Here is a 24,991-nt window from a genome sequence, read left to right as displayed (position 1 = left end):
TCCAGCCGCACGAAGAGAAGGAGCACCTTCATGTCCGTTCGTCACCTGTCCGCGGTCCAGTCGCTTGCCGCCGGCGTCTCCGACTTCAGCCTCGGACGACTCGGGGCCAGCACGGGCGGGCTGCTGGGGCTGGTCGCCGTGGTCGTCGCCGTCCTGGCGCTGGCCCGGCCGGCCGGTCGTCTCGGCACGGCCAACGGGGCACTCGGGGCCGTCACGGCCATGGCGGCGGGCCTGACCGGCATGGCCCTCGGCGGGCTGGTCGCGGCCACCGCCGACGGCGGTCTCGGCACCGGCAACGGACTGGGCGGAGCGTACGTGGCCCTGCTGCTGGGGCTGGCGGGTACGGCCCTCGGCGGGCTGGCTCTGTCCCGCGCCCGCCGCACCGTCCGACCCGGCATCGACTCCCACCACGCGTGATCCGCGCGGCGGGAGCCGACGGCCGGACTACGGGGCGTCCAGCTGAGCCTTGCTGTGGGCGTAGAGAACGCGCTCGCACACGAGGCTCAGGCACCGCGCCGACGAGCCGTCTTCGAGGGCCTCGGCGTTCACCGCCGGACCGTAGTGCTCGGAGACCGACCACAGACGCTGCGCGCCGCGTTCGTAGTAGAGGTCCTCGGCGCCCGTGGCGGTCTTGATGGCGCTGCCGTTGGACACCAGCTCACCGTTGCTCCACCGATAACGCCACAGGTTGCCCGGGTCGTTGTGACCGGCGCTCTGGTTGACGTACAGCTTGTCGCCCATCGCCAGCGCACCCTGGGCGCCGCCGTTCGTCATCGGCAGGTAGTTGGCCCAGCCTTCGGCCGCCACCTCGCCGGAGCGGTTCTCCAGGGCCTTGACGGGGAACGAGGCGATCCGGCCGGGCGACGGGTAGCCGCTCTCCGGACGGCAGTACTCGCCCATGATCAGCCGGTCCGGGGTCGTGCTGCGGTCGAGCGACACGTAGGACGCCTTCGGGGCGCCCGTGCTGACGCACTTGAACGTACCCGTGGGATTGGACTGCGGGGCCTTGAACTTCCAGGCCGCCACCTGCGGCATCACGTAGCGGTAGCCGAAGCTGTACCAGACGTTGTCGTGGCGGCCGACCTTGGTCTTCACCTCGACGTTCGACGTGGTCTTCACCCCGTCGGTGTCGGCACCCATCTCGTCACCGGCCTTGCCGTCCCCGTTGGGATCCAGGTCCATGATCTTCTCCATGTCGAAGATCCGGATGCCGTTGCGGGTGTCGGCGACATAGAGATAGTGGCCGTACCAGACCATGCCGCCTGCGTGCAGGCCGTTCTGCATGTCCTTGTTCGGGTCCGGAACGGTCGAGCCCTCGGCGGCGTGCACTCCGTCGATGGAGACGTGCTGGGAGTTGTTCATGTACGCCCAACCCAGCAGCACATGCCGGTACTTCACCGTGCCGTCGGCGCGGCGCTGCACGAAGGAGACCCGCACACCCTTCTGGTTGCAGGCGTCGTTCGCTTCCAGCTCGTCGGGGTTGCAGTCGCCGACCTCGTTCCCGTTGCTGTCGCGCCCCGGGTCCCAATTGTCGTAGGACGCGTAGAGCTGGATGTTCGTGTCGTTGCCGACGCCGTACTGCTCGTTGTCCGCGGCGTCCGAGACGCCGGTCATGGCCTGCGGGATCCACTCGCGCGAGGTCGAGTCGTCGTTCTCCAGGCACCACTTGAGAGCCGGAGCGGGCGCCGTGCCGAACGGGTCGCGGGTGCACGACGTGTCGACGGTGCGATTGGCGTCGGCGAGGAGCTTCGATACGCCCGACTTGGGGAGTACGCCGTCGAGGCGGGCGACGCGTTCGGCGGTCGTCCCGTTCATCGCGCCGGCCTGCAGGGTGAAGTCCGAGGGGTCGGCCTTCCCGCCGGGGCTGGTCCACGCCATGGTGCCCACGGGCGTCTCGGCCTGAACCGGGGCCGCCAGGCCGGTCAGTGCCAGCGAGACCGCGGCGGTGACGGTCAGCCACGCCCGTCGCATTCGGATGTGGGACATGCGCATTGCCTCCGTTGTTTGCTGCTGCGACAGCTGAATCGAACGAAGGCTTTCAGGACGCTTGCACGGATTGCAAGGGGGATCGGCGGGTCAACCGCCCGCGCCCGAACGGGATGTGGCGTGTTGCCCCGGAACCTCCGATTCCGAAGTAGCGGCTGCAAGCATCTCGATTTGCCCGTGCGACCTTGCCCACAGGAAGTCGGCGTGGAGTGCACGGCGGCCGAGGAGTGAGCAGTCGTCAGCCACCTCGGCGGCGTGCGGATAGCATCCTGCGACCAGGCTCGAATGTCGCCTCCGACGGGTGGGTTCAGCCTCACGCACTCCCTCGCACCAGAGAGATGGATGCCCCGTGAGCGTTGCTCGTCCCGGCGGGCGTGTGCACCCCGGCCGGCCCGGTGACCCCAAGAGGGTCGGCCCGTACCGCATCATCGGGCGCCTCGGCTCGGGCGGCATGGGCACCGTGCACGCCGGCCTCGACGCCGCAGGCCGCCGGGTCGCGGTCAAGGTCGTCCACCCCGCGCAAGCCGACGACCCCGAGTTCCGGGCACGCTTCCGCCGCGAGGTCCAGCTCTCCGCCCGCGTCCAGGGTCCGTGCCTCATACCGCTCCTCGCGGCCGACCCGGACGCGGACACCCCGTGGCTGGCCACCGCCTTCGCTCCCGGGCTCACCCTCGACCAGCACCTCGCCGTGCACGGCCCTCTCACCGGCGCCACCCTGATCGCCTTCGCCGCCGGCACCGCCCAGGCACTCGCGACCATTCATGCGGCCGGCGTCGTCCATCGGGACGTCAAACCGCAGAACGTCATCCTCGCCGCCGGCGGCCCCCGCGTCCTCGACTTCGGCATCGCCCACGCCACGGACGGCACTTCCGTGACCCGTACCGGAGTCATGACCGGCACCCCCGGCTGGGTCAGTCCCGAGCACTACCGCTCCGGCGCCGCCGGGCCCGAAGGCGACGTCTTCACCTGGGGAGCGCTCGTCGCGTACGCCGCCACCGGCCGCCCGCCCTTCGGCACCGGCGCACCGGACGTCATCGCCTACCGCGTCATGTCCGACGAACCCGACCTCCAGAGCCTGCCCGACGCGCTCCACGAGATCGTCGGAAGAGCCCTCGCCAAGACCCCCGCCGATCGGCCGACCGCGAGCGGCGTCGCCGGGGAATGCGTGGCCCTCCTCGCAGCCCAGACCACTCTCGTCGTCTCGCCCGCCACCAACCCGAGCCTCGCCGCCGACCTCGTCGCCACCCAGTGGGGCGTGCCCACGCCGGAGGACCCGGCCTGGCATCCTCCCGCCCGCTCACGCAAGCGCGTGTTCGGAGTCTCGCTGGCCGTCGGCGCCGTGATCGGCGGACTGGTGGGAGGAGCGATCGTGCTGCGGAGCGGCGATACGACGCACGGGTCGAATTCCCTGCCCTCGCGCGCGGGGACTTCCGCCACCGCGCTCGCCGACACGCCTGCGGCACCCTCGCAGGCGGCCGGCCCCCCGGCGTCGGACCGCCCGACGCCGTCGTCCGTCGACTCCGCCGACTCCGCCGAGGCGTCCATCGCCACCTGGCACGGTGCCCGACGCCCGAAGGGCGAGGCGGAACTGGAGACCTCGGCGGCGCTCGGCCACGACGTCAGCATGGGCGTGGGTTCCGACTACGACTACATCGGGCAGTACGACTTCCGGTTCGCCGAATCCCGCCGAGAGATCTACATCTCGGTCAACGGCCCCGCCCTCGCACCCCACATCATCCAGTCGATCGCCAAGGACGCCTGCTACAGCCTCCGCATGATGGCGGACATCTACAAAGGCCTCCCTTACGACGAGTACGTCCTGGTGGACGACACCACGCCCACGGCACCCGCGATCGTCTGGGAGGACGACTTCCGCACCAACACCGGCTGCGTCACACAGGCGGCCGAACGCAACACCGCCGAGGACGGCCAGGAGTCCGACTGGCAACCCACCGAAGGCGGCCTGGAGGCGGCCCGGATCCCCAGCACCGACGAGGAGGAGATCCGGGTGGCCACGGAGGCGGTCCACGAACTCTTCGTCGAGTGGAACGGAAACTCCCGGCTGGTCCACAGCCCCCGATACCTCAGCGACGAGAACACCAGCATCGGCTTCGCCCCGCACGAGAAGACGATGTACGTGTGGACGACCAAGCCCGAATGGAACCAGTCGACCCGGCAGGAGTGGGCCGAGCAGGCGGCCACCGTGGCCTGTCGGGCCGTCCTCACCGAGTCCCGCGCCCGCCAGGAATGGGCCTACTTCCTGTACGCGGTCGCGATCCTCGACGATGCCGGCGACGCACAGTTTCTCCGCTGGGGCTCAGCCGGGAGCTGCGAGACCTGACCCACCCCGCACTGACCGCCGAGGTTCAGTGCTCACAGAGGGAGAATTCGCGTTCGTAGAGCTGCTCGTTGTGTTCGTCGACGAAGAACTTGCGTTCCTGCATGAGCTGTTCGCGGTAGTTCTCGGCCTGTTCGAGCGTCATGGTCGAGGTGTCGGACCACGGTTGCTGCGGGGGCACATCGGATGTCGAGACGATCTTTTCCGACGGGTCGACCAGGAAGAACGCAAGGATCTTGCGGTGTCCCGGGCGGGTGGGGTCCACGAGGCGGAAGTCGCCGACGCGGTGTTGCAGGACGTTCGGGAACGCCAGGCAGCGACCCGCCGGCGTCGGTGCCGATCCCAGCATCTGGTTCAGCGCGTCCTCGTTCTCCAGGCCGTACACGTCGCGCATACCGTTGTCGTCGTTCTGCTCGTAGTGCGGGTCGTCGAGCGCCGCCCGGAAGCTCAGCCGGCTTTCGGTGATGTTCTCGCTGTCCCAGTAGTAGATGCCGGTCGAGACGATCCGCTCGTTCAGCATCCCCTCGACATGCCAGGAACCGCCGGCGTACTCGGGCTTGTCCGGGGTGAGATGAATCGTGGCGAGCTTGACGATGACCTGGAGACCGCGGCCGCGCAGGTCGACTCGGGCGGACTCGTCGGGCGACTCGGGCGCGGTGAAGTCCGGGGCGTCCGGGATGACCGGGCGGCGGTTCTCCCACCAGTCGTCGTGAGCCTCTTCGTATGCGCTGACGGCTTCGTCGTACGCCGCAGCATCACCGTAGGAGGCCTCGTCCGGACACTCCGGTTCCGAGTCGTACCACCCGTAAGGATCGGCCGTGATCCGCAGGGGCCGCGGATGGCGCAGATCGGTGAGCACGTTCTCCAGCAGCGGGCGCATGCGCGCGAACAAGTCCGGCAGGAGGGAGGCCAGTGCGTGATGGGCCTCGGGGTGGACGTTGTTGACGTACGAACGGAAGGCGACATCGCCGTCGTCACTGACGTCGACATCCGTGGGCAGCCACTGGAACTTCTCCGAGAACTCGTACTTCGAGTAGCGGCTCGTCGGGTTCTGCCAAGCCCGCTCGGGCGCGCCGCTCAACTCTCTCACCAGACAGAAGAGTGAGGGATGCACCAGATCCAGTACCTGCCCGTCGGATCCGGGATGCCAGTCCTGCTCGGCTTCGGGGACCTCTTCCAGAACCCGAACCGCCTCACTCAGCCGGGACCTGAGCTTGTCGTCGACCAGCGTGTCCGACTGCCACACCCCGTCGACGGCGGACACCTCCATGCCGGTTCGTCCGTCCCGCAGCCCGGCGTAGTGCGCGAGCTCGGCGAGCACGTAACGAACCTGCGCTTCGGTGAGGCCCTGGGCGACCGCCTCTTGTGTCCACCGGGCGACGATGTCGGCATCGTTCATCTTGTCGAACCACCCCGGCTTCTCCCGGAGGTGCGCACTGCACTGCATCATCTCGAGTTCCCGCAGCGTTCGGGGTGTCGCGAACCCCATGGAACGGGAAGCGTGGAAGGGCAGCGGGAAAGCAGACAGGCCGGTCAATTCTCGTGGTCCCTACAGTCGGTGTGCGGTGGCCGGAAGGATAGCCCAGCCGTCTGACACCGCGGCCGCGGTCCGTGTCCCTGTCCCTGTCCCTGTCCCTGTCCCTGTCCGCATGCTCGTCGCCCCTCTGCCGCTACCGCTTCACGCGGCTGCGGACCGCGAGGACGGTGAGGCCGATCAGGGCGGGTTCGAGGATGCGGGAGGTCATCTCGATGTAAGTTCGTACCCGCCGACCCGGCCTCCGTACCCGCCGACCCGGCCTCCGTACTCGGCTTCATCGCCGACGAGCCGGAGGAGCGCTGGTCCCCCTGCGCACCGGCCCTCTTCTACCTCGCCCTGGTACGCGGCGCCGTACGCCGCGCGGGGGGCGACCCCGCCGCACGCTTCCTGGTCGAGAGGCCGAACAGGAGGTCATCGAGACCAGGAACCTGTGAGCGGGCTGCGCGCCCGAGTGGGACGAGGCCCCCAGGAGCATCACGCCGACCGCTCCCAGAGCGCGGGGCTCACGGAAGGCTCCCAGCCCGGCTGTGAGGTGTGGGCCTGCAGGCAGCGGTAGCCGGTCCCGTCGTAGGTGACCTGGGCGCCCACCGCGTAGGCGACGCCGGCCTGCCAACTGCCCGACGGTGTCGGGGTCGGTGACGGGGTGGGGGTGGGCGCCGGGGCCGGGGTGCCGGTGGTCCCGGTGGTGCCGTACACCTTGAACTCGTGGAGCGAGTAGCCGTACGGCGTGCCCCGCTGGGTGCCGTACATCCGTACGTAGCGGGCGTCGCCGCTCACCGTGAGTTCGTCGGTGCCGCCGTCGCCTCCCGTGACGGTGGCGAGGTCGGTCCAGGTCGCCCCGTCGACGGAGGACTGGATCCGGTAGGCGGAGGCGTGGGCGGCCTCCCAGTCGAGCCGTACGCGGGAGAGCGCGGCAGTGGTCCCGAGGTCGACGCGGAGCCACTGGGGGTCGATGCCCTCAGCGGAGGCCCAGCGGGTGGCGCTCTGGCCGTCGACGGCTTTGTCGGGCTCGTAGCCGGTGGACTCCGTGGAGGAGGCGGTGGTCGGCCTGCCCTGGGAGAGCAGGATCTCGGTGCCGGGAGCGGACGCGGTCGTGACGGAGAGGGGCGCGGAGTTGGCGGAGCGGTTGCCGGCGGCGTCCTTGGCCCGGACGGTGTAGGTGTACGGGGTGGCGGCGACGAGACCGGTGTCGGTGTACGCGGTGCCGGTGGTGGTGCCGACGAGGGCGGTGCCGCGGTAGATCTCGTAGCCGGTCACCCCCACGTCGTCGGCGGCCGCGTTCCAGGCCAGGGAGACACTGCCGGACGTGACGCCGGTCGCCCGCAGTCCGCCCGGGACGGTCGGGGCCTGGGTGTCACCACCCGGGGCGGTGCCGGTCTGCTGGTAGGCGCGCATGTCGCGCAGGAGCAGATAGGTGTCGCGGAGGGAGCCCGAGGTGTCGCCGAGGGACCGGTAGATGCCCCACTTGGGGCGGACCCGGTCGGCGAGGAAGGTGTCGACGCCGGTCTTCGTCGCGTCGACGACCGTCGTGCCCGCGCTCTTGACCACCCAACGGACGGCGCCTGCCGTGCCGTCGCCGATCTTGATCTCGTACTCGATGTCGATCCACTTGTTCTGGAGGGGCTCCAGGTTCGTCCGGCCGACCAGGACGTCCCCGGCGATGACCTTGTGCTCGATGGTCTGGACGCCGCCGACGCGCCGCAGCGACGTCACGGTGATCGGGGAGGTGCCCGTGCCCGGCTGCTTGGTCTGCATGATGTGGGTGAAGCTGGTCGTCGCCATCAGCGAGCCGGGGATGTACATGGAGTACGTGACCCGCCAGGTCTCGCCGAGCCTCCACTGCAGGTAGCTCGACGACGAGGTGCGGTTGCCGGTGACCTCGTGGCGCTGCCGGTCGGTGGAGGTATCCCGGTCCGCCGTGTGCATGTCAAATCGATAGGCGCCGTTCGCGACCTTGATGTGCGGAGCGGCACCCGGGTGCGAATCGGCCCGGTCGTCCTCGACGGTCTCGAAGGCGCCGAGGCCCTGGGCGGCCGGATCAGGGGACCAGCGGAGCGTCCAGACGGGAGCCGCTTCGGCGGGGGCGGAGGGAAGGCCGAGGCCGAGCAGCCCCAGGGCAAGTGCGGCCAGCAGGGCCACCGTTGAGCGTCCGTACGTCATACGTCACCCCTCGATGAGGTTGTCAGGTACGGACCATGCTGCCCGAGGAAGGGGTGTCAGTAAAGCTTCCTAACAAACGAGTTGAACCCGGGACGTACGGCCTCGGGACGGCGCCACGTCGGCTCGGCAACGCCCGCGAACCACCAGAGTCCGGGCGGGACCAGTCGGCCGCGACGCGAAGCTGTAGTCAGATGGACAGGGTGTCCGGGAACCACATACACGCGCGCTCTGAACAGAGGGACAGAGGGATAGATTGATAATGGATGCCATTTTCATCTACTCTCTCCTGCGTACCCTCCCGCATCCCCAGGAGCTCACGATGGCCGTCCCCAAGCGCAAGATGTCCCGCAGCAACACCCGCCACCGCCGCGCCCAGTGGAAGGCGACCACGCCCCAGCTTGTGCCGGTCACCATCGACGGCTCCGTCCACCAGGTCCCGCAGCGCCTGGTGAAGGCGTACGAGCGCGGCCTCATCCACCCCGAAGGCTGAGCGCGTGACCTCACACGACCGCCTGCCGGTGACCGTCCTGTCCGGCTTCCTCGGCGCCGGCAAGACCACTCTGCTCAACCACGTCCTCAGCAACCGCGAGGGCCTGCGCGTCGCGGTCATCGTCAACGACATGAGCGAGATCAACATCGACGCCGCACTCGTCCGCGGCGGCGAGGCGGCGCTCTCACGCACCGAGGAGCGGCTGGTCGAGATGACCAACGGGTGCATCTGCTGCACCCTGCGCGACGACCTCCTGGCGGAGGTCGACCGGCTCGCCCGCGAAGGCCGCTTCGACCACCTGCTCATCGAGTCCAGCGGCATCTCCGAGCCCATGCCGGTCGCCGCCACGTTCTCCTTCCCCCGCGACGACGGAGCCACCCTCGACGATCTCGCCCGCCTCGACACCATGGTCACCGTCGTCGACGCCGCGAACTTCCTGCGCGAACTCGGAGACGGGGACGAACTGGCCACGCGTGGACTCGCCGCCCACGAGGACGACGAACGAACCATCAGCGATCTCCTCGTCGACCAGGTCGAGTTCGCCGACGTCATCGTCATCAACAAACTCGACCTGGTGGACCCTGACGACGCCAGGCACCTGCGCGCCGCACTCACCCGACTCAACCCGGCCGCCCGCGTAGTGCCCGCCGTGCGCGGACACGTCGCCCTCGAACACATCCTGGGCACCGGCCTGTTCGACGTGGAGAAGGCGCAGCAGGCACCCGGCTGGGTCCAGGAGCTCAACGGCGACCACGTCCCCGAGACCGAGGAGTACGGCATCTCTTCCGTCGTGTTCCGCTCCGATGCCGCCTTCCACCCCGCGAGGCTGTGGACGTTCATCACCAAGGGCCTCGACAGTGGCACCTTCGGGAACATCCTGCGTTCCAAGGGCTTCTTCTGGCTCGCGAGCCGCCCCCACATGACCGGCCTCTGGTCCCAGGCCGGCAACGTCGCCCGCTTCGAACCCTCCGGTACGCGCGGACCCGACACCACGCAGTGCCAGGAACTGGTCTTCATCGGCACGGACCTGCGCGCTGAAGCCCTCCTCGCGGCCCTGGGCGCCTGTTCGCTCGCCCCAGGCGAACCCGTACCGGGAGGCGACGAGTTCCCCGCCTGGGAGACGTACGGCACCGCCGCCGCCTGCGACGTCCACGAGCACGCGGCAGAGGCGGCCTGAACACTCCGGGCTGGGCGGTGGTCGCAGCCACGGCACCGCCCAGCCCGGCCATCACTGAAGCACGGCGTCCGGCGGGTCCCCGTCGCATCGACCGACCCGACCGACCGCAGTGGATAGCCGTCTCCACCCCATGCGATCACGCCCCGCGGGCATGCACCACGCGACCTACCTCATGGGCGGCCGGAACGGCGGCGCCGGAGGTCACCGAGGAGGGCGGGATGGCGAACCGCAAGGGCGAGGCAGCCGGCCGGCCCGAGCCGGAACAATCCGCGCCGACCTGCCGCCTACGGCTCGCCCTGCACCTCCAGACGCTCCACCGCACGGACGGCCCGCTCGGCCACCCGGCGCGCCTCCCGCAGGGCACTCTCCGCCGCCTTCACCGCCGTACCTGCCTCCGTCACAAGGACCCCACTCTTCGTCTTCGCCTTACGGGCCGCCTGCAGCTCGTGTTCCATGCGCACCACCCGCGCCTCGGCCTCCTCGGCCTTCGCTCCGGCGGCCTCCTGCGCATCACGCGCATCGCCGAGCTCCCGCTCGCGCTTGCCCACCTCGGCGTCGGCCTCCTCCGCCTTCGTACGAGCGCGCTCGAGATCACGCAGCCGCCGCTCCGCCTCACGCCCGGGCTTCTTCTTCGGCTCGGGCCGCTCGGCCGGATCCGGGTGGGCAGACTCCGCCTCCGGGGCGACAGCAGCGAAGCCGACCGTGGCCTCGGGCACCCTCACGAGTCGGCCCTTCGACCACCGTTCGGCGACGCCTTGGTCGGCGAGAACCCCTTGGAGGGTCTGCTCGATCTCGTGCAGCACCGTGTCACTCACCGGCTGCCCGGCCTCGCGGGCCAGGTCTGCGGCGGTACGGGCGAGCGCGGTGACGAGCTGGTGCCGTTGCCGACTCGCCACACGAAGCTGCTGGGCGTCGAGCGTCCGGTGCGCCTCCCGCAGAGTGTCCCCCACCGTCAGGAACTGCTCCGCCTCCCGCCGCCGCTCACGAGCCAGAAGGTTCGCCGCCCACGCCGCGAGCGCCGGCCGACGCAAGGCGGCGATCGCCTTCGCCGCCGCCGCGTCCTTCACCTTCCGCGCCTCCGCGACGTACGCGTCCCGCGCCGCCACGAACTCGGCCGGCTTCAGCCCGTACAGCTCCTCGGCGACCTCTTCGACATCCACACCACCACTGTGCGCCACCCCCGGCGATCGACGGCAGCGAACCTCCGCCGACGACCTGGCCTTCACCTGCTCGGTGCGGGGCAAGCGTCCGATCCGGCCGAACGAGGTGGCCGGTGATCCGGTGCGGAGCCGGCTTCGGTGCCGATCCCGGCGGTCTGTACGCCGATCCGAGCGGCCCCGGTCATGTTGCCGGTGCCGTATGGACACGGGCTGCACGGGCGAGGTAGACGCCCCTGTATCCCAGGTGCGAAAGCAGAAGGGGACGATGGCTCCGTCGTCCCCACGCGACCGAGAAGAGTGAGCGCGGTGCCGTCGTAGCGGTGGACTTCGGGACCGTCTCCGAGTCTGGCGTGCGAGTGAGCCCCGTACAGGACGGCGATGGCTTCGAGACGGCTGCCGGACCGAGCGGTGCGCCGGGAAGGCGTAGCAAGACAGAGGGCGTCGACGGGATGACTGGTGTCGACGGCGAACTGGGGCCTTGCGGCCGAGGATGCACGCGGCGAGGCTGGTGTCGCCGGCGCATGGGAGGGTCGAGGACCTTCGCCGTGTAACCGCGCGCGCCCGGGGATTCACCTTTCGGGCGGGGACCAAGGGGCGCCGCCCCATCTCGTCACGGCAGGTTTCCCCCTACTCCAGAAAGCCTCAGCCAGGCGTCCGATCGGTTCCGAGCCACACGAACATGGAACTCGCCCTACGGGGACTGGAATTGAAGACGCGCGATCCCTATCTCGCAGGATGGCGAGTGCGCGTAGTGCCGGCCCTCGGGCACCTGCCGGTCCGGATGATCACCAACGGGGCCATCGGCCGAACCGTTCAGAACTGGATCGCCGACAAGCACGGTCGCTCGACCGTCGAGAACACCATCACCGTCCTGGTCCGCGTCATGGAGCAGGCGGTCCGGTACGGCAACATCAAGGTCAACCCGGCCCGTGTGACGGGCTGGCAGAAGCTCTACAAGCAGGCCGAGGATGAACTCCTCGACCCGCGAGCACTCGCCCTGCCCGGCTGGGAAGCGCTCGTCGAGCTGGCCGACGCACTCGTGGCCGCCTCCCATGACAAGTACGGAGCCTGGGGCGATGTCGTCCGCTTCGTCGCCTGCACGGCCAAGCGAATCGGCGAGGTCTCCGGCTGCCGAGTCGGGGACATCGACACCGACACCTGGATCTGGACCGTCCGGCGCCAGACCACCCCGGCGCCGGGTGGCCTCGTCGACAAGGGGACGAAGGGCAAGCGAGCCCGCCGGGTCCCCATCATCGAGGAGATCCGTTCCCTCGTCGCGCAGCACATGCCGGCCGCCGGACCAGCTCCCGGCGCGCGCATGTTCACCGGCCCCCGAGGAGGCCGCATCTCCACCGCGGTCCTGCGCGACGCCACCCACTGGGCGACGTCGTCACGGAACTCGGATACGAACACCTGCGGCGCCACGACCTCCGGCACACCGGACTCACCTGGCTCGCCGACGCCGGGGTCAGGTCCACGTCCCGCGCAAGATCGCCGGGCACGGCTCGCTGACCACCACGCAGCGGTACCTGCACCCCGACGTCCACAAGATCACCGCCGCTGGCGCTGCCCTCTCGGCGCACCTCAGCGCGCTCCGCGCGCCGCGCTCCCTGCCGAGCCCGATCGTGGTCGCCCGCTAGGCGGGTTGGTCCCCAAGTGGTCCCCAGAAACGATCAAGGGGCCGCTTCAGATTGCTCTGAAACGGCCCCTGACCTGCGACTTCGAAAAGTCGGGACGACAGGATTTGAACCTGCGACCCCTTGACCCCCAGTCAAGTGCGCTACCAAGCTGCGCCACGTCCCGATGCGCGTCCCCCGCGGGTTTTCCCCGCGTCGGCGTGCAGGAGAAACACTACCTCACTCCGGGGGGTGGGCTGACGCACGGGCTGTCACCGCTGTCGCGGCGAGGGCGTCTGCGCCGCAGGTCGCGGCCAGGGTGGCCGCTCGGGCGAAGGCCGCCGGGGAGCCGGTGACGTGGCCGAGGTCGAGGTGGGCGCGGGCCTCCTCGTAGCGGGACGGGGAGGCCGCGAGGTGGGTGACGGCCCGGGTGAGGAGGTCGCGGGCCTCCGGCGGGTCCGCGAAGAGCGCGGCGCAGCGCAGGGCCTCGCCCAAGGCCGTGGGGGTGCCGAGGCGTTCGGCGTGGGTCAGGGCGTCGGCGGCGATGCGCGCCGCGCGGTCCGGGTCCTCGGAGGCGAGGGCCCTGGCGAGGTCGAAGGGCCAGGGGGCCCAGACGACGTGGTGCCGGCCGCGGGCGGTCAGCGTCTCGGCCGCCTCTTCGAGGGTGCGTACGGCGTCCTCGGTGCGGCCTTCGGCGAGCAGCAGCCGGCCGAGGACGCTGGGGCCGTCGGGCAGCACGATCGCGCCCGGCCAGGGCGGGCCGAAGGCGTAGCGGTCGGCGATGCTCCGCGCCTCGACGGTACGGCCGCGGGCGAGGAGGGTGTCGACGAGGAGGCAGGCGGTGTCCCAGTGGACGGGGAGGCCTTGGCCGACCCGGTCGGCCAGGCGCAGGCCCTCCTCCAGGTGGTGCTGGGCGCGCGGCAGGTCGCCTCGGCGCCGGTGCACCAGGCCGAGGAGGGTGCGGGCGAAGGCGAGGTGGGCGCCGCTCCAGCCGGAGATCTCGAAGGCCCGGACCGCCTCGGTGAACAGCGTCTCCGCCCGGTCGGGCCGGTCGGCGAACACGTACGCGATGCCGGTGAGGGCCGGGATCTCGAAGCCCCAGGTGGAGTTCGTCCAGCCGAGGCCGCGGGCGGGCAGCCCGTCGACGAGGGCACTGTCACAGAGGCGTACGACCTCGGTGGCTGGTTCGCCGCGGAGCATCGCGTCGAAGCCCCGGACGGCGAGGAGGGCGCGTTCGGAGTTGTCGGCTCCGGTGAGGGCGGTGGTGAGGTCGGCCAGGCGGCGGGAGCGGCCGGGGCCGTCCTCCTCGGTCGCCTGGAATCCCTCGTACATGAAGTGGGCCGCCTGGAGGCGGCGTCGGCCGGTGCCTGGCGGGGTGCGGGCCGCCTCGGCGGCGACGGCCCGCGCGGCCTCGTGAAGCTGGTTGTTGTGGGCGAGGGCCTGCGCGAGCCGGTAGGTCGCGTCGGTGCGCAGGGCGTCGTCGAGGCCGGGCAGGTCGAGCGCGGAGCGCAGGTGGAGGACGGTGGCGGCGGGCGCCGTGAGCAGGGACGCGCAGCCGAGTTCGTACAGGACCCTGGCGTACGTGTCGGGGCCGGGCGGCTCCGCGAGGGCCCGTTCCAGGCAGCGGCGGGCCGCGTCGGGGGCTCCGACGGCCAGGTGCTCGACGGCGGCGGCCCGTAGCCGGCGGACGACGTCCTCGTCGTCGTCCGGGTGGACTTCGAGGAGGTGGCGGGAGGCGGCCGCCGGTCCGTGGCCCGCTTCGGTGAGCGCCCAGGCGGCGCGCCCGTGCAGGGCGGTACGGACGGCCGGCGGCACCGAGCCGTACACGGCGGTTCCGATGAGCGGGTGCGCGAACTCCAGCGGCGGGGCGGCGAGCGGGGTCCGTGGCGGCGGCGTCGTGACGATCCTGGCCCGGCGGAGCCGTTCCGTGTGGTCGGCGAGTTCCTGCGTGTCCATGCCCGTGAGTTGCGCGAGGAGGTCCGGGGTGCTGTCCGCGCCGAGGACGGCGACCGCCCAGGCGAGGCGGGTCGGGCCGCTGCCGAGCGCTTCGAGGCGGGTGACGAGGCCGCCGCCGCGGGCGCCCGCGGCGAGGCCCCGGAGCAGGCCCGCCGTGCCCGCGACGGGTTCGAGCGTCCGGTCCCTGACCTTGGCGAGGAGTTCGACCGTCTCGTACGGGTTGCCGGCGGTCACCGTCCAGAGCTCCCGGCAGAACGGCTCGTCCGCGTGGGCGCCGAGCGCCTCGCGGGCGAGCTCGTCGGTGGCCTCGCGGGTGAGGGCGTGCAGCCCGAGCGTCAGGAGGGCGCGGTCCGCCAGTGCGGCGAGCGGGTGCGTGTCGCCGTCCCCGTCGCCCGCGTCGCCCCCGTCGCTCGGCAGCGGGCGGTGGGCGAGGACGACGAGGACCGGCAGTCGGCGGTCCTGTCGCGTGCGCGTGAAGGCGTCGAGCCAGGTCAGGGTCTCCGTGTCCGCCCAGTGGGCGTCGTCCACGAGCAGCACGAGGGGCCGGTCGCGCAGGCCGTCCGCGAGGCGGTCGAGGAGCCGGACCAAGCCGTCCCGTACGCCCTGCGGGTCGGCGGGCGCGGCCGACGGCGGGGGCGGCGGGGCGAGACCGAGGGCGGGTGCGACGAGGTCGAAGTGGTCGCCGAAGAGGTGGTGGACGCCGTCGGAGCCGTAGCCGTCCAGGGCGGGCTGGAGAAGCTGGCGCGTGAGGTGGAAGGGGACCGGGGTGAGGGTCTCGCCGCCGCGGGCGGTCAGGACCGTGCACCGGTCCCGGGCCACGCGGTGGATCTCGGCGAGGAGGGTCGTCTTGCCGACGCCCGGGTCGCCCCGGAGGACGAGGACCCCGCCCCGGGCGGGTCCGCCGGCCGCGGCCCCGGCGACGAGCGCGTCGACGGCGTGGAAGGCCGCGGCGAGCTCCGGGGCGCGTTCGAGCAGGACGCCCCGCTCCGGTCGGGCAGCCGCGGCCAGGGCCGTGAACGCCCCTACGGGCAGTGGCTGTTCGGGTTCCGACAGCACCGGTGACTCACTCCCCCACAAGAGCTACGGGCACGACGCGACCCGCCTTGCCCGTGCGACCCACACGGACCCGGGAAACGTCGGACCGACGAGCCTACCGCCCCTGATCGTTCCGGGGGCGACAATGGACGGGTGAACCGGACGACGAGGGATCGCGACGAGGAGGGGCGGGCGCGGAGCGCACGCCCCCGTGACGGGCTCGGCCGCCCCTTGCCCTACGGGGCCGAGGGAGTGCCACGGCAGCCCGAGGGCGTCGTGCGCACCTCCGCCGAGACCCTGCGCGAGGCGCAGCGGCTCCTTGACGCCGGGATGCCGTTCCACGCCCACGAGGTCTTCGAGGACGCGTGGAAGTCGGGCCCCGAGGCGGAACGCGACCTGTGGCAGGGGCTCGCGCAGCTCGCGGTCGGTCTCACGCACGCGGCGCGCGGCAACCGGGAGGGCGGGGCGCGGCTCCTGCGCAGGGGCGCCGATCGGCTTGCTGCACTGGGGAGTTCGCACGACGGCTCGCATGACAGCTCGTATGGCGGCTCGCATGACGGTTCGCATGACGGTAGGCATGAAAGCTCGGACGACAGTCCGTACGGGATCGATGTCGGCGGACTCGTGGCGTGGGCGAGGGAGTTGGCCGACCGTTCCGAAACGTCCCGCACGGAGGTCGACGCGACCGCGGAGGCGCCGCGGTTGCGCGGTCCGGGCGCGTGACTCGCGCTACTCCCCTGCCTGCGGGGCGAGTTCGCGTTCCAGTACGGACGTGTGGCTGGCCGAGGGGTCCTTGGCGGCGGTGAGCAGCGTGACGGTGTCCCGCGCGGCCAGCTCCCGGAGCCGGTCGAGGGCCGCCGCGGCCTCGGGGGCGGCGAGCTCGGCCTCGTACCGCCGGCAGAACTCCGCGTACTCCCCCTCGGGGCCGTGGTACCAGCGGCGCAGCTCGGTGGAGGGCGTCAGGGCCTTGGGCCACTCGTCGATGCGGGCGTCCGTCTTGGCGAGCCCGCGGGGCCAGAGCCGGTCGACGAGGACACGGATGCCGTCGTCGGACGACGGGGTCTCGTAGATCCGGCGGACGCGGACGTGGGCGTGGGCATGGGGGGTGCTCGGCGGCATGTATCCAGGGTGCCGGACGGGCCGGGTCGTCACCTCTCGGCGCGCAGCGCCGGAAGGAGGACGGCGTCCACGAAGCCGCGCATGGTCGAGGTCTCGGCGAACCGCTCCTCGAAGATCCGCTCGATGCGGAGCATGCCCATGAAGCACGGGGCGACGAAGGCGATCGCGGGATTGTCGGCGGCGATCTCGCCCCGCTCGACCGCGCGCGCCACCACGGCGTCGATGGCGGCGACCTCGGGGGCGATGACGGTCTCGCGGAGCGCGGCGCGCAGGTCGGGGTGCTGGATGAAGGCCTGGGCCACGGCCTCCATGAGCTCGGCGTCGCGTTCGCGGTGGGAGGCGGCGATCCGGGCGGCCTCGCGCAGGTCGCCGGCGAGGGATCCGGTGTCGATGCCGGTGAAGACGGTGCAGCGGCGCCGGGCGAGCGCGGCGGTGACGAGCTGCGGCTTCGTGCCCCACTGGCGGTAGAGGGTGGCCTTGCCGCACTTGGTGCGGGCCGCGACGCCCTCCATGGTCACCGAGTCGTAGCCGCCTTCCCTGAGGAGGCAGATCACCGCGTCGTACAGCTCCGTCTCGCGCTCCGGCGTGATCTTGCTGCGACGGGCTGCGGCGGTCGCGGCCTGTGTGGACATCGAATCCTCCCGGACACCTCTGCCTCTGCACATACGAGAGTAGGGGGTGCACAATCGAGACGCAAACGTATCGAGACGCTTGCGTCTCGATGAAATCGGATCTAGGCTCACTCCGTTTGCTACCGGTTTGACGGATTAGAGGGGCCGCGCGATGGCTGCCGGGATACGCGGGACACGAGGACGACGTCCTCCAGGACCGGGGACGACGGCTACCCCCGGCCCCGGCGAGCCCGAAGGCCGCGAGGGTCACGAGGGTGACGCGGGCCGATCGGATTCCGGCGATCGCGGCACCCCCGAAGCCCGCGAGGCGGCCGCGCGACCGCCACTCCTGCGCGAGTTCGTGCTCGTCACCGCGCTCTTCCTCGTCTACAAGCTCGGCCGGCTCGTCGCCAACGGCCACGAGACCCGCGCCTTCCACAACGCCGACCTCGTCTGGGACGCCGAGCGCGCGCTCCACCTCCCCGGCGAGGGAACGATCCAGCAGCTGCTGATGCACGCCGAACCGCTGATCCGGGCCGCCAACACCTACTACGCGGCCGTGCACTTCCCCGCCACCATCGCCTTCCTCGGCTGGCTGTACTGGCGACGCCCCGCCCACTACGTGTGGTCGCGCCGCGTCCTCGCGCTCCTCACCGGCGCCGCGCTCGCCCTGCACCTGCTGATGCCGCTCGCCCCGCCGCGCATGCTCGCCGCCACCGGCCTCGTCGACACGGCGCGGGTCTACGGCCCCTCCGTGTACGGGGCCACCCCCGAGGCGGACTCGATGGCGAACCAGTTCGCCGCCATGCCGTCGCTGCACTTCGGCTGGGCCCTGATGGTCGCGATCGGCCTGATCGTCGCCACCCGCTCCCGCTGGCGCGTCCTGTGGCTGCTGCACCCGCTGCTCACCCTGCTCGTCATCGTCGGCACCGCCAACCACTACTGGTTCGACGCCCTGGCCGCCGCCGCACTCCTCGGCCTCGCGCTGCTCGCCTTCCGGGCCCCGGACCGCCGCGGTGCGCCGCCGCCGCCGACCGTGCCGGGTCAGCGCCGTACGAGTGCCCTCCCGGCCGGGGCCCTGCGATGAGCCCCGTCGCCGGCACCGTCCTCGCGGTGCTCCTCTCGCTCGTCTCCGCCGCCGGGTACGCGCTCGCCGCCGTCGCGCAGTCACGACTCGCCGCCTCCTCGGCCGCCCCCGCCGGGCGCGGGGCGCTCCGCGCGCTCCTCGCCCGCGGGCAGTGGTGGTGGGCGGTCGGCCTGAACGCCGCCGGGGCGCTCGCCCATGTGGCCGCCCTGCACTACGGGCCGCTGACGCTGGTTCAGCCGCTCGGCGCCCTGACGCTCGTGGCGGCGCTGCCCCTGGGCGCGTACTGCGCGCGCCGGCGCGTGACCCGGACCGAGTGGCGCGGAGCGCTGCTGACCCTGGGCGGGCTCGTCGGCCTGGTCGCGATGACCGGACCGGCGGAGCCGGGCGAGGCGCTCAGCCTGCGCGAGGCCCTGATCGTGGCCGCGGCGACGGCTCTCCTCATCGCCGCACTCGCCTCGGGCCGCGTGTCGCGGAGGCGCGACGACACGGGAGGCAAGGGCGACGGCGCGGACGGCGGCACCGGGACCCGCGGGCTCGGGCACGCGACCGCCTCCGGCATCGCGTCGGGCGTCGGTTCCGCCCTGACGCAGACCCTGACGGCGGCGCTCGCGCTCGAACTGCCCGGCAGGGAACCCGTCTGGTGGCAGACCGCCCTGCTCGCCGTCCTCATCTCGGGCTTCGCCGTGGGCGGGCTCCTGCTCTCGCAGACGGCCTACCGGGGCGGGCTCGCGGCGCCGCTGGCCGTCGTCAACCTCTCCAATCCGGCGGCCGCCGCGATCATCGGCGTGGCCCTGCTCGGCGAGACCTTCCGGGCGGGCGCATGGGGCTGGCCGATCGCGGCCGCGGCGTCGCTGGTCGCGGCGCGGGGCGTGGTGCTCCTGACGAAGGGCGGCCCGCAGGCCCCCGAGTCGCCCTCGACCTCCGCCACTTCCGTCCCCTCCGCCACCTCCACCCCCACCTCCACCTCCACCGTCGTGGCGGGTTCCCGGCCGGTGCCACCGCCCCGGGCCACCGACCACCCCGCGCCGCTCACCCTTCCCCTCCCCCTTCCCCACTCCGTTCCGGAGGTGGAGCCGGCTTCCGCGTCGCTCTCCGGGTGATCACTTTCGTCATATTGACGAAAACCGAAGGAACCCCCTATCGTCAACATGACGACAAGGGGGTTTCCATGGCAGACATCACCCGGCGGTCCGGCTGGCGCCATCTGCGCTCCGCGCCCACCGCCCACATCCGCCACCAGCGCCGCGGACAGCTCGTCCACGACGGCGAAGGGCTGAGCTTCTGGTTCCGGCCGCGTACCGCCGCACTGTCCGAAGTACCGGTGAACGACCGGGAGCTGGCGATGGCCTTCCACGCCCGCACGGCCGACTTCCAGGACGTCAGCGTGCAGTCCACCGTCACGTACCGGATCGGCGACCCGGGCGCGGCGGCCACCCGGCTCGACTTCTCGATCGACCCGGACACCGGCGCCTGGCGCGGTACGCCGCTGGAGCAGATCGCGACCCTCCTCACCGAGACCGCCCAGCAGCACGCCCTCGACGTCCTCGCCCGTACGACGCTGGCGGCGGCGCTCGTCGACGGGGTGGCGGCCGTACGCGACCGGATCTCGGCCGGCCTCGCGGACGAACCGCGCCTGCCGGACACAGGCATCGAACTGGTCGCGGTCCGGGTGGTGGCGATCCGCCCCGAGCCGGAGGTCGAGCGCGCCCTGCGCACCCCCGCCCGTGAGCAGATCCAGCAGGAGGCGGACCGCGCCACGTACGAGCGCCGGGCCGTGGCGGTCGAGCGCGAGCGCGCCATCGCCGAGAACGAACTCGCCAGCAAGATCGAGCTGGCCCGCCAGGAAGAGCGGCTCGTCGAGCAGCGCGGCACCAACGCGCGCCGCGAGGCCGAGGAGAGCGCGGCCGCCGACGCGGTACGGGCCGAGGCCGAGGCCGTACGGAAGGTCCGGCTCGCCCGGGCCGAGGCCGAGGCGGCGCACCTGGTCGGCGAGGCGCGGGCCGGCGCGCAGTCGGCCTGGCTGCGGGCGCACGCGGAGGCGGAGCCGGCGACGCTGCACGCCCTGGCGGTGAACCGGGCCGCGGAGAACCTGCCCCGCATCGAGCACCTCACGCTCTCCCCCGACGTGCTGACCGGGCTCCTCGCGAAGCTGGGCGGCGGCGAGGGCGGGGCCAGGTCGTGAGCCTCGCGCCGCGCGCGGTCCTCGTGCACCGGACCACGGAGTACGAGGAGCTGCTCGCCCGGCACGGTACGCACGGCCAGGCCGCGTTCTTCCTCTCCGCACGCGGCCGCTCGGTCGAGGCCGTACGGGAGCGGCACGAGCGCGCCCACCGGGCGCTCGCCGACGTGGCGGGCGCGGTCCCGCTGTCGTGGCGGCAGACCCGGGTGGAACGCGCCGATCTGGACCGGTTCCTGTTCGGCCCCGAGGACGTCATCGTGGTGGTCGGACAGGACGGACTGGTCGCCAACGCGGCGAAGTACCTGACGGGACAGCCGGTGATCGGCATCGACGCGGACCCCGGGCGCAACGCGGGCGTCCTGGTCCGACACCGCGCGGCCCACGCGCGGCGGCTGCTTCCGTACGCGGCGGGGGACGGAGCGACGGTCGACGAGCTGACGATGGTGGAGGCGGTCACCGACGACGCGCAGCGGCTCCTCGCGCTGAACGAGATCTACGTCGGTCCGCCCGGCCACCAGACCGCGCGCTACACGCTGGGGCTCGACGGCGCACGCCTCCCACCGGAGCCCGAGGCGCAGGCCTCGTCGGGCGTCCTCGTCGGCACCGGCACCGGGGCCACGGGCTGGCTGCGCTCCCTGTGGGAACAGCGCTCCAGCGCGCTCGCCATGCCCGCCCCGGCGGACGCCCGGCTCGCCTGGTTCGTCCGCGAGGCCTGGCCGTCGCCGACGACCGGCACGAGCCGCGTCGAGGGCCTCCTCGACGCGGGCCAGGGCCTGCGCCTCACGGTCGAATCGGACCGCCTGGTGGCCTTCGGCGACGGCGTCGAATCGGACGCGCTACACCTGACCTGGGGCCAGACGATCCGCCTCACGACAGCGGAAACCCGCCTCAGGTTGGTGGGTTGACGGGCGGGTGGGGGGGTCCGGAGCTGGGGCCGTATCGGTCTCAGGGCCCGGGACCGGGGCCGGGGCCGAGGCCGAGGCCCGGGCCCGGGCCGGAAGGGGCTGCCTCTTCCGTGCCGTTCCCGGCGTCGGTGCAAGCCCGGTGGTCTGCGCCGGAGCGCGCGGACCGGCGCGGCCGGCGTTCGCCGGTCGCCGGGCCTCCGGAGGCCCCTCCCCCGCCGCCGAGCACCCCGTAGGGACGCGCGGCCGGAATCGATCGGCGTGTGCCGGAGGAGCCGTACGGCGGCACTATGCTCGGCGCCCTCCGCCCCGTCCTCCGATGCCCGCCCGGCTCCGGCTGTTGAAGGAACCCCATGGCCACCGCCTCCTCCGGTTCGCTGTCCGTCGCCCCCGCCACGCCCGAGGACTGGGCGCTCGTGTGTTCCTGGGCCGCCGAGGAGGGGTGGAATCCCGGGCGCTCCGACGTGCCCGCCTTCTTCGCGCAGGATCCGGGCGGTTTCTTCCTCGGCCGCGTCGACGGGGAGCCGGTGTCCGCCGTCTCGGTCGTCAACTACAGCGACACGTACGCCTTCCTCGGCTTCTATCTCGTCCGCCCCGCGTTCCGGGGGCTCGGCCACGGTCTGGCCACCTGGCGGGCCGCGCTCGCCCATGCCGGTGACCGGTCCGTCGGGCTCGACGGGGTGCCGGCCCAGCAGGACAACTACCGTCGCTCCGGCTTCAGCACGGCGTACAGCACCGCGCGCTTCGTGGGCGAGGTCCCGGCGCCCGACCGCCCCGTGGCCGGAGTCGTGCCGGGCGAGCTGCTCGACCCGGCCGCCATCGCCGCGTACGACAGCGCCTGTCACCATGCCGACCGGCCGCGTTTCCTCGCCAGGTGGCTCGCCACGCCCGGCCATCGCGTCCTGGTCCGGGTCGTCGACGGCCGGCCGACCGGGTACGGGGTCGTCCGCCCCGCACAGGACGAGGCGCGCGTCGGGCCGCTGTTCGCCGACACCCCTGCGGACGCGGCGGCCCTGCTCGACGCCCTCGCCGCCGAGGCACGGGACTTCGGCGCCACGCGGATCGCCGTCGACATGCCCGAGGCCAACCCGGCGGCGGCACGTCTGGCGCTGGAGCGGGGTCTTGAGCCGACCTTCGAGACAGCCCGTATGTACACGGGTCCGGTCCGGCCCGTGGCGCGGGAGCGGGTCTTCGGCGTCACGACGCTCGAACTCGGCTGACCGCCCCCGGATTCACGCCGCGCGCCTCCGCACCACCGCCCCACCTGCTGAAACACCGCCCCGCCGCGCCTCCCGATCGGCCGGTTTCCGGGCTGGTCACCGGACCGGTCCCTGGGCTGAGCCCGCGCAGAGCACCGGACCGATCCCCGCGCCGAACGCCCGCCGGACCCGGACCGATCCCCGCGCCGAACGCCCGCCGGACCCGCGCCGAACGCCCGCCGGTCCCGCGCCGTTCCCCCGCCGTCCCCCGTCACACCTCTCCCGGACCCCCGCCACCCGGTGAGGGGTGACAAGGGTTTTCCCCGTATCGGGTTCACTCCCCCGTTCCCTACTGTCCTCCGCACCGGCAGATATCATCCCCCGAGCTGTACCTGACAGGTGCATGCGGAGGGTGGTGTTCGCCGGGGACGGCCTTGACCCGGGCCGTCGCGCCGGTGGCGGCGCACGGGCTTCCCCAAGCCCAGGGACCGACGGACAGCGACCCCACTTCGCCCCGTGAGTCCCGCGCCGCCGCCACTGCTCCGCAGTTACGTCGTACTCGAAAGGGCCACACCTTGAACGGTTCCAGGCGGAGAGTCATATCCGTGGTCGCGAGCGCCGCGATCCTCGGCGCCGCTGCCACCACCGGGGCGTTCGCCGCCGCCCCGGGCGCTGCCACCCCGAAGCCGGCTCCGGCTTCGCAGACGATGGGGGCGCTGCCGAGCGCCCCGGTCGAGAAGGTCATCGTCACCTACAAGAACCAGGCCGCCGAGGCCGGTTCCAACACCGCCGCGAAGAGCGACACGGCCGAGAAGGCCGCGAAGACGGGCGAGACGCTCTCCTTCGAGCGCCGCCTCGCCGGCGGTGGCGCCCTGGTCGACCTGGGCGACAGCGCCACCAAGCAGGACGTGACGGAGGTCATGGACGCGTTCCGCGCCGACCCGTCCGTCGCCTCGGTCGAGCCCGACATCCGTGCCTACGCGATGGCGGCCGCGCCGAACGACACCGACTACGCCAAGCAGTGGGACCTCTTCGAGGCCACCGGCGGCATGAACGTTCCTGCGGCCTGGGACAAGACGACGGGCTCCGGCGTCACCGTCGCCGTCATCGACACCGGCTACGCGGCCCACTCGGACCTGGCGACCAACGTCGTCTCCGGTTACGACTTCATCTCCACGTCCGCCGACGCCCGCGACGGCAACGGCCGTGACGCGGACCCGAAGGACGAGGGCGACTGGAACGCCACCGACGGCGAGTGCGGCACCGGCTCCCGGGCCTCCAACTCCTCCTGGCACGGCACCCACGTGGCGGGCACCATCGGCGCCGTCACGAACAACACCAAGGGCATCGCGGGCATCGCGTACAACGCGAAGATCCAGCCCGTGCGGGTGCTCGGCAAGTGCGGCGGCTCGTCCGCCGACATCGCCGACGCCATCACGTGGGCCTCCGGCGGCACCGTGCCGGGCGTCCCCGCCAACGCGAACCCGTCCAAGGTCATCAACCTGAGCCTGGGCGGCGCCAGCTCCACCTGCCCGAGCGTCTACCAGACCGCCATCAACGGCGCCGTCTCGCGCGGTACCACCGTCGTCGTCGCCGCGGGCAACAGCAACGCCAACGCCTCCGGGTTCACTCCCGCGAACTGCGCCAACGTCATCAACGTGGCGTCGACCAGCCGCGAGGGCAACCGGTCGTACTACTCCAACTTCGGCACGATCGTCGACGTGGCCGCGCCCGGTGGCGAGACCCGCCGCGCCACCGACACGCCCGGCACCGTCACGACCCCCGAGAACGGCATCTACTCCACGCTGAACTCGGGCACGACGACCCAGTCGGCCGAGAACTACAAGCCCTACCAGGGCACCTCGATGGCCGCGCCGCACATCGCCGGCCTCGCCGCTCTGCTCAAGTCGGCCAAGAGCACCCTCACCCCGGCCGAGATCGAGTCCGCGATCAAGACCAACGCCCGCCCGCTGCCCGGCACCTGCACCGGCGGCTGCGGCACCGGCATCGCCGACTCCGCGAAGACCGTGGACGCCGTCACCGGCACCACCACCCCGCCGACCGGCACCGTCTTCACCAACGCGACGAACGTGACGATCTCCGACAACACCACCGTGTCGTCCTCGATCGCCGTCACCGGCCGCACCGGCAACGCCCCCGCCGCCCTCAAGGTCGGCGTGGACATCAAGCACACCTGGCGCGGGGACCTGGTCATCGACCTGGTCGCCCCCGACGGCACCGTGCGCAACCTGAAGGCGTCCTCCTCCTCGGACAGCGCCGACAACGTCCTCGCGACGTACACGGTCGACGCGTCCAGCGAGGTCGCGAACGGTACCTGGAAGCTCCAGGTCCGCGATGTGGCTTCGGGTGACACCGGCTACATCGACTCGTGGAACCTCACCTTCTGATCCACCGCTGAATCCCTTCTGAACCACCCCC

The 24,991-nt window shown here is 72.1% G+C and carries 19 protein-coding genes, 1 tRNA gene and 1 pseudogene; 11 read left to right on the top strand and 10 right to left on the bottom strand.

The window, feature by feature from the left end; all coding sequences use genetic code 11:
• The first annotated feature begins 30 nt into the window (after nucleotides 1-30).
• Nucleotides 31-417, top strand: coding sequence for a DUF6223 family protein (locus ACIBG6_RS34550; RefSeq protein WP_399226666.1), 387 nt, complete (start codon nucleotides 31-33; stop codon nucleotides 415-417).
• A gap of 27 nt (nucleotides 418-444) precedes the next feature.
• On the opposite strand, the gene ACIBG6_RS34545 is transcribed toward ACIBG6_RS34550, so the two are convergent.
• On the bottom strand, nucleotides 445-1,986 hold the full coding sequence (locus ACIBG6_RS34545) for a hypothetical protein (protein ID WP_399226665.1): 1,542 nt from the start codon (nucleotides 1,984-1,986) through the stop codon (nucleotides 445-447).
• Nucleotides 1,987-2,335: 349 nt separating this feature from the next.
• Here ACIBG6_RS34545 and ACIBG6_RS34540 point away from each other — a divergent pair, with 349 nt between their 5' ends.
• Complete coding sequence (locus ACIBG6_RS34540; RefSeq protein WP_399226664.1) at nucleotides 2,336-4,327, top strand: protein kinase; 1,992 nt, start codon at nucleotides 2,336-2,338, stop codon at nucleotides 4,325-4,327.
• A gap of 25 nt (nucleotides 4,328-4,352) precedes the next feature.
• Here the strand turns inward: ACIBG6_RS34540 and ACIBG6_RS34535 are convergent, their stop codons facing one another.
• The 3 genes and pseudogenes from ACIBG6_RS34535 to ACIBG6_RS34525 form a co-directional block, all read right to left on the bottom strand.
• Nucleotides 4,353-5,861: a DUF4246 domain-containing protein gene (locus ACIBG6_RS34535; protein WP_399226662.1), complete on the bottom strand. Its 1,509-nt coding sequence runs from the start codon at nucleotides 5,859-5,861 to the stop codon at nucleotides 4,353-4,355.
• 474 nt (nucleotides 5,862-6,335) lie between these two features.
• Entirely contained in the window at nucleotides 6,336-7,256 is a 921-nt protein-coding gene (locus ACIBG6_RS34530; protein WP_399226816.1) for a discoidin domain-containing protein, read from the bottom strand.
• Nucleotides 7,242-8,021 (bottom strand): annotated as a pseudogene (locus tag ACIBG6_RS34525) (Tat pathway signal sequence domain protein); the annotation flags it as partial. The pseudogene ACIBG6_RS34525 and the gene ACIBG6_RS34530, both read right to left, overlap by 15 nt.
• A gap of 319 nt (nucleotides 8,022-8,340) precedes the next feature.
• On the opposite strand from ACIBG6_RS34525, the gene rpmF reads away from it, so the two are divergent.
• Nucleotides 8,341-8,511 (top strand): 50S ribosomal protein L32, encoded by a 171-nt coding sequence (gene rpmF, locus ACIBG6_RS34520; RefSeq protein WP_399226661.1) that lies wholly within the window; start codon nucleotides 8,341-8,343, stop codon nucleotides 8,509-8,511.
• A 4-nt stretch (nucleotides 8,512-8,515) separates the two neighbouring features.
• Complete coding sequence (locus ACIBG6_RS34515; RefSeq protein ID WP_399226659.1) at nucleotides 8,516-9,688, top strand: GTP-binding protein; 1,173 nt, start codon at nucleotides 8,516-8,518, stop codon at nucleotides 9,686-9,688.
• A 284-nt stretch (nucleotides 9,689-9,972) separates the two neighbouring features.
• On the opposite strand, the gene ACIBG6_RS34510 is transcribed toward ACIBG6_RS34515, so the two are convergent.
• The 4 genes from ACIBG6_RS34510 to ACIBG6_RS34495 form a co-directional block, all read right to left on the bottom strand.
• On the bottom strand, nucleotides 9,973-10,848 hold the full coding sequence (locus ACIBG6_RS34510; RefSeq protein WP_399226658.1) for a hypothetical protein: 876 nt from the start codon (nucleotides 10,846-10,848) through the stop codon (nucleotides 9,973-9,975).
• Nucleotides 10,849-11,539: 691 nt separating this feature from the next.
• On the bottom strand, nucleotides 11,540-12,133 hold the full coding sequence (locus tag ACIBG6_RS34505) for a hypothetical protein (RefSeq protein ID WP_399226657.1): 594 nt from the start codon (nucleotides 12,131-12,133) through the stop codon (nucleotides 11,540-11,542).
• Nucleotides 12,134-12,577: 444 nt separating this feature from the next.
• Nucleotides 12,578-12,651, bottom strand: a tRNA-Pro gene (locus ACIBG6_RS34500).
• A gap of 53 nt (nucleotides 12,652-12,704) precedes the next feature.
• On the bottom strand, nucleotides 12,705-15,395 hold the full coding sequence (locus ACIBG6_RS34495) for an ATP-binding protein (RefSeq protein WP_399226815.1): 2,691 nt from the start codon (nucleotides 15,393-15,395) through the stop codon (nucleotides 12,705-12,707).
• Nucleotides 15,396-15,608: 213 nt separating this feature from the next.
• On the opposite strand from ACIBG6_RS34495, the gene ACIBG6_RS34490 reads away from it, so the two are divergent.
• A complete protein-coding gene (locus ACIBG6_RS34490) occupies nucleotides 15,609-16,178 on the top strand; it encodes a DUF309 domain-containing protein (RefSeq protein WP_399226656.1) in 570 nt (189 codons plus the stop codon).
• A 6-nt stretch (nucleotides 16,179-16,184) separates the two neighbouring features.
• Here the strand turns inward: ACIBG6_RS34490 and ACIBG6_RS34485 are convergent, their stop codons facing one another.
• Complete coding sequence (locus tag ACIBG6_RS34485) at nucleotides 16,185-16,574, bottom strand: DUF488 domain-containing protein (RefSeq protein WP_399226655.1); 390 nt, start codon at nucleotides 16,572-16,574, stop codon at nucleotides 16,185-16,187.
• A gap of 29 nt (nucleotides 16,575-16,603) precedes the next feature.
• Nucleotides 16,604-17,206: a TetR/AcrR family transcriptional regulator gene (locus ACIBG6_RS34480; protein WP_399226654.1), complete on the bottom strand. Its 603-nt coding sequence runs from the start codon at nucleotides 17,204-17,206 to the stop codon at nucleotides 16,604-16,606.
• 151 nt (nucleotides 17,207-17,357) lie between these two features.
• On the opposite strand from ACIBG6_RS34480, the gene ACIBG6_RS34475 reads away from it, so the two are divergent.
• The 6 genes from ACIBG6_RS34475 (at nucleotide 17,358) to ACIBG6_RS34450 (ending at nucleotide 24,960) form a co-directional block, all read left to right on the top strand.
• A complete protein-coding gene (locus ACIBG6_RS34475; protein WP_399226653.1) occupies nucleotides 17,358-18,272 on the top strand; it encodes a phosphatase PAP2 family protein in 915 nt (304 codons plus the stop codon).
• Nucleotides 18,269-19,372: a DMT family transporter gene (locus tag ACIBG6_RS34470; RefSeq protein ID WP_399226652.1), complete on the top strand. Its 1,104-nt coding sequence runs from the start codon at nucleotides 18,269-18,271 to the stop codon at nucleotides 19,370-19,372. The genes ACIBG6_RS34475 and ACIBG6_RS34470 overlap by 4 nt, the downstream gene beginning before the upstream one ends.
• A 68-nt stretch (nucleotides 19,373-19,440) precedes the next feature.
• Nucleotides 19,441-20,454, top strand: a complete 1,014-nt coding sequence (locus ACIBG6_RS34465) for an SPFH domain-containing protein (protein ID WP_399226651.1) — start codon at nucleotides 19,441-19,443, stop codon at nucleotides 20,452-20,454.
• Complete coding sequence (locus tag ACIBG6_RS34460; RefSeq protein ID WP_399226650.1) at nucleotides 20,451-21,356, top strand: hypothetical protein; 906 nt, start codon at nucleotides 20,451-20,453, stop codon at nucleotides 21,354-21,356. The genes ACIBG6_RS34465 and ACIBG6_RS34460 overlap by 4 nt, the downstream gene beginning before the upstream one ends.
• Nucleotides 21,357-21,706: 350 nt before the next feature.
• Nucleotides 21,707-22,573 carry a GNAT family N-acetyltransferase gene (locus ACIBG6_RS34455; protein ID WP_399226649.1) on the top strand — a complete coding sequence of 289 codons (867 nt, stop codon included), beginning with the start codon at nucleotides 21,707-21,709 and terminating at the stop codon, nucleotides 22,571-22,573.
• A gap of 686 nt (nucleotides 22,574-23,259) precedes the next feature.
• Complete coding sequence (locus ACIBG6_RS34450; protein WP_399226814.1) at nucleotides 23,260-24,960, top strand: S8 family serine peptidase; 1,701 nt, start codon at nucleotides 23,260-23,262, stop codon at nucleotides 24,958-24,960.
• The last annotated feature ends 31 nt before the right edge of the window (nucleotides 24,961-24,991 follow it).

The sequence above is a fragment of the Streptomyces sp. NPDC050842 genome (genome assembly GCF_044456565.1).
Taxonomy (GTDB): Bacteria; Actinomycetota; Actinomycetes; order Streptomycetales; family Streptomycetaceae; genus Streptomyces.
This window is presented reverse-complemented; position numbering and strand designations above follow the sequence as displayed.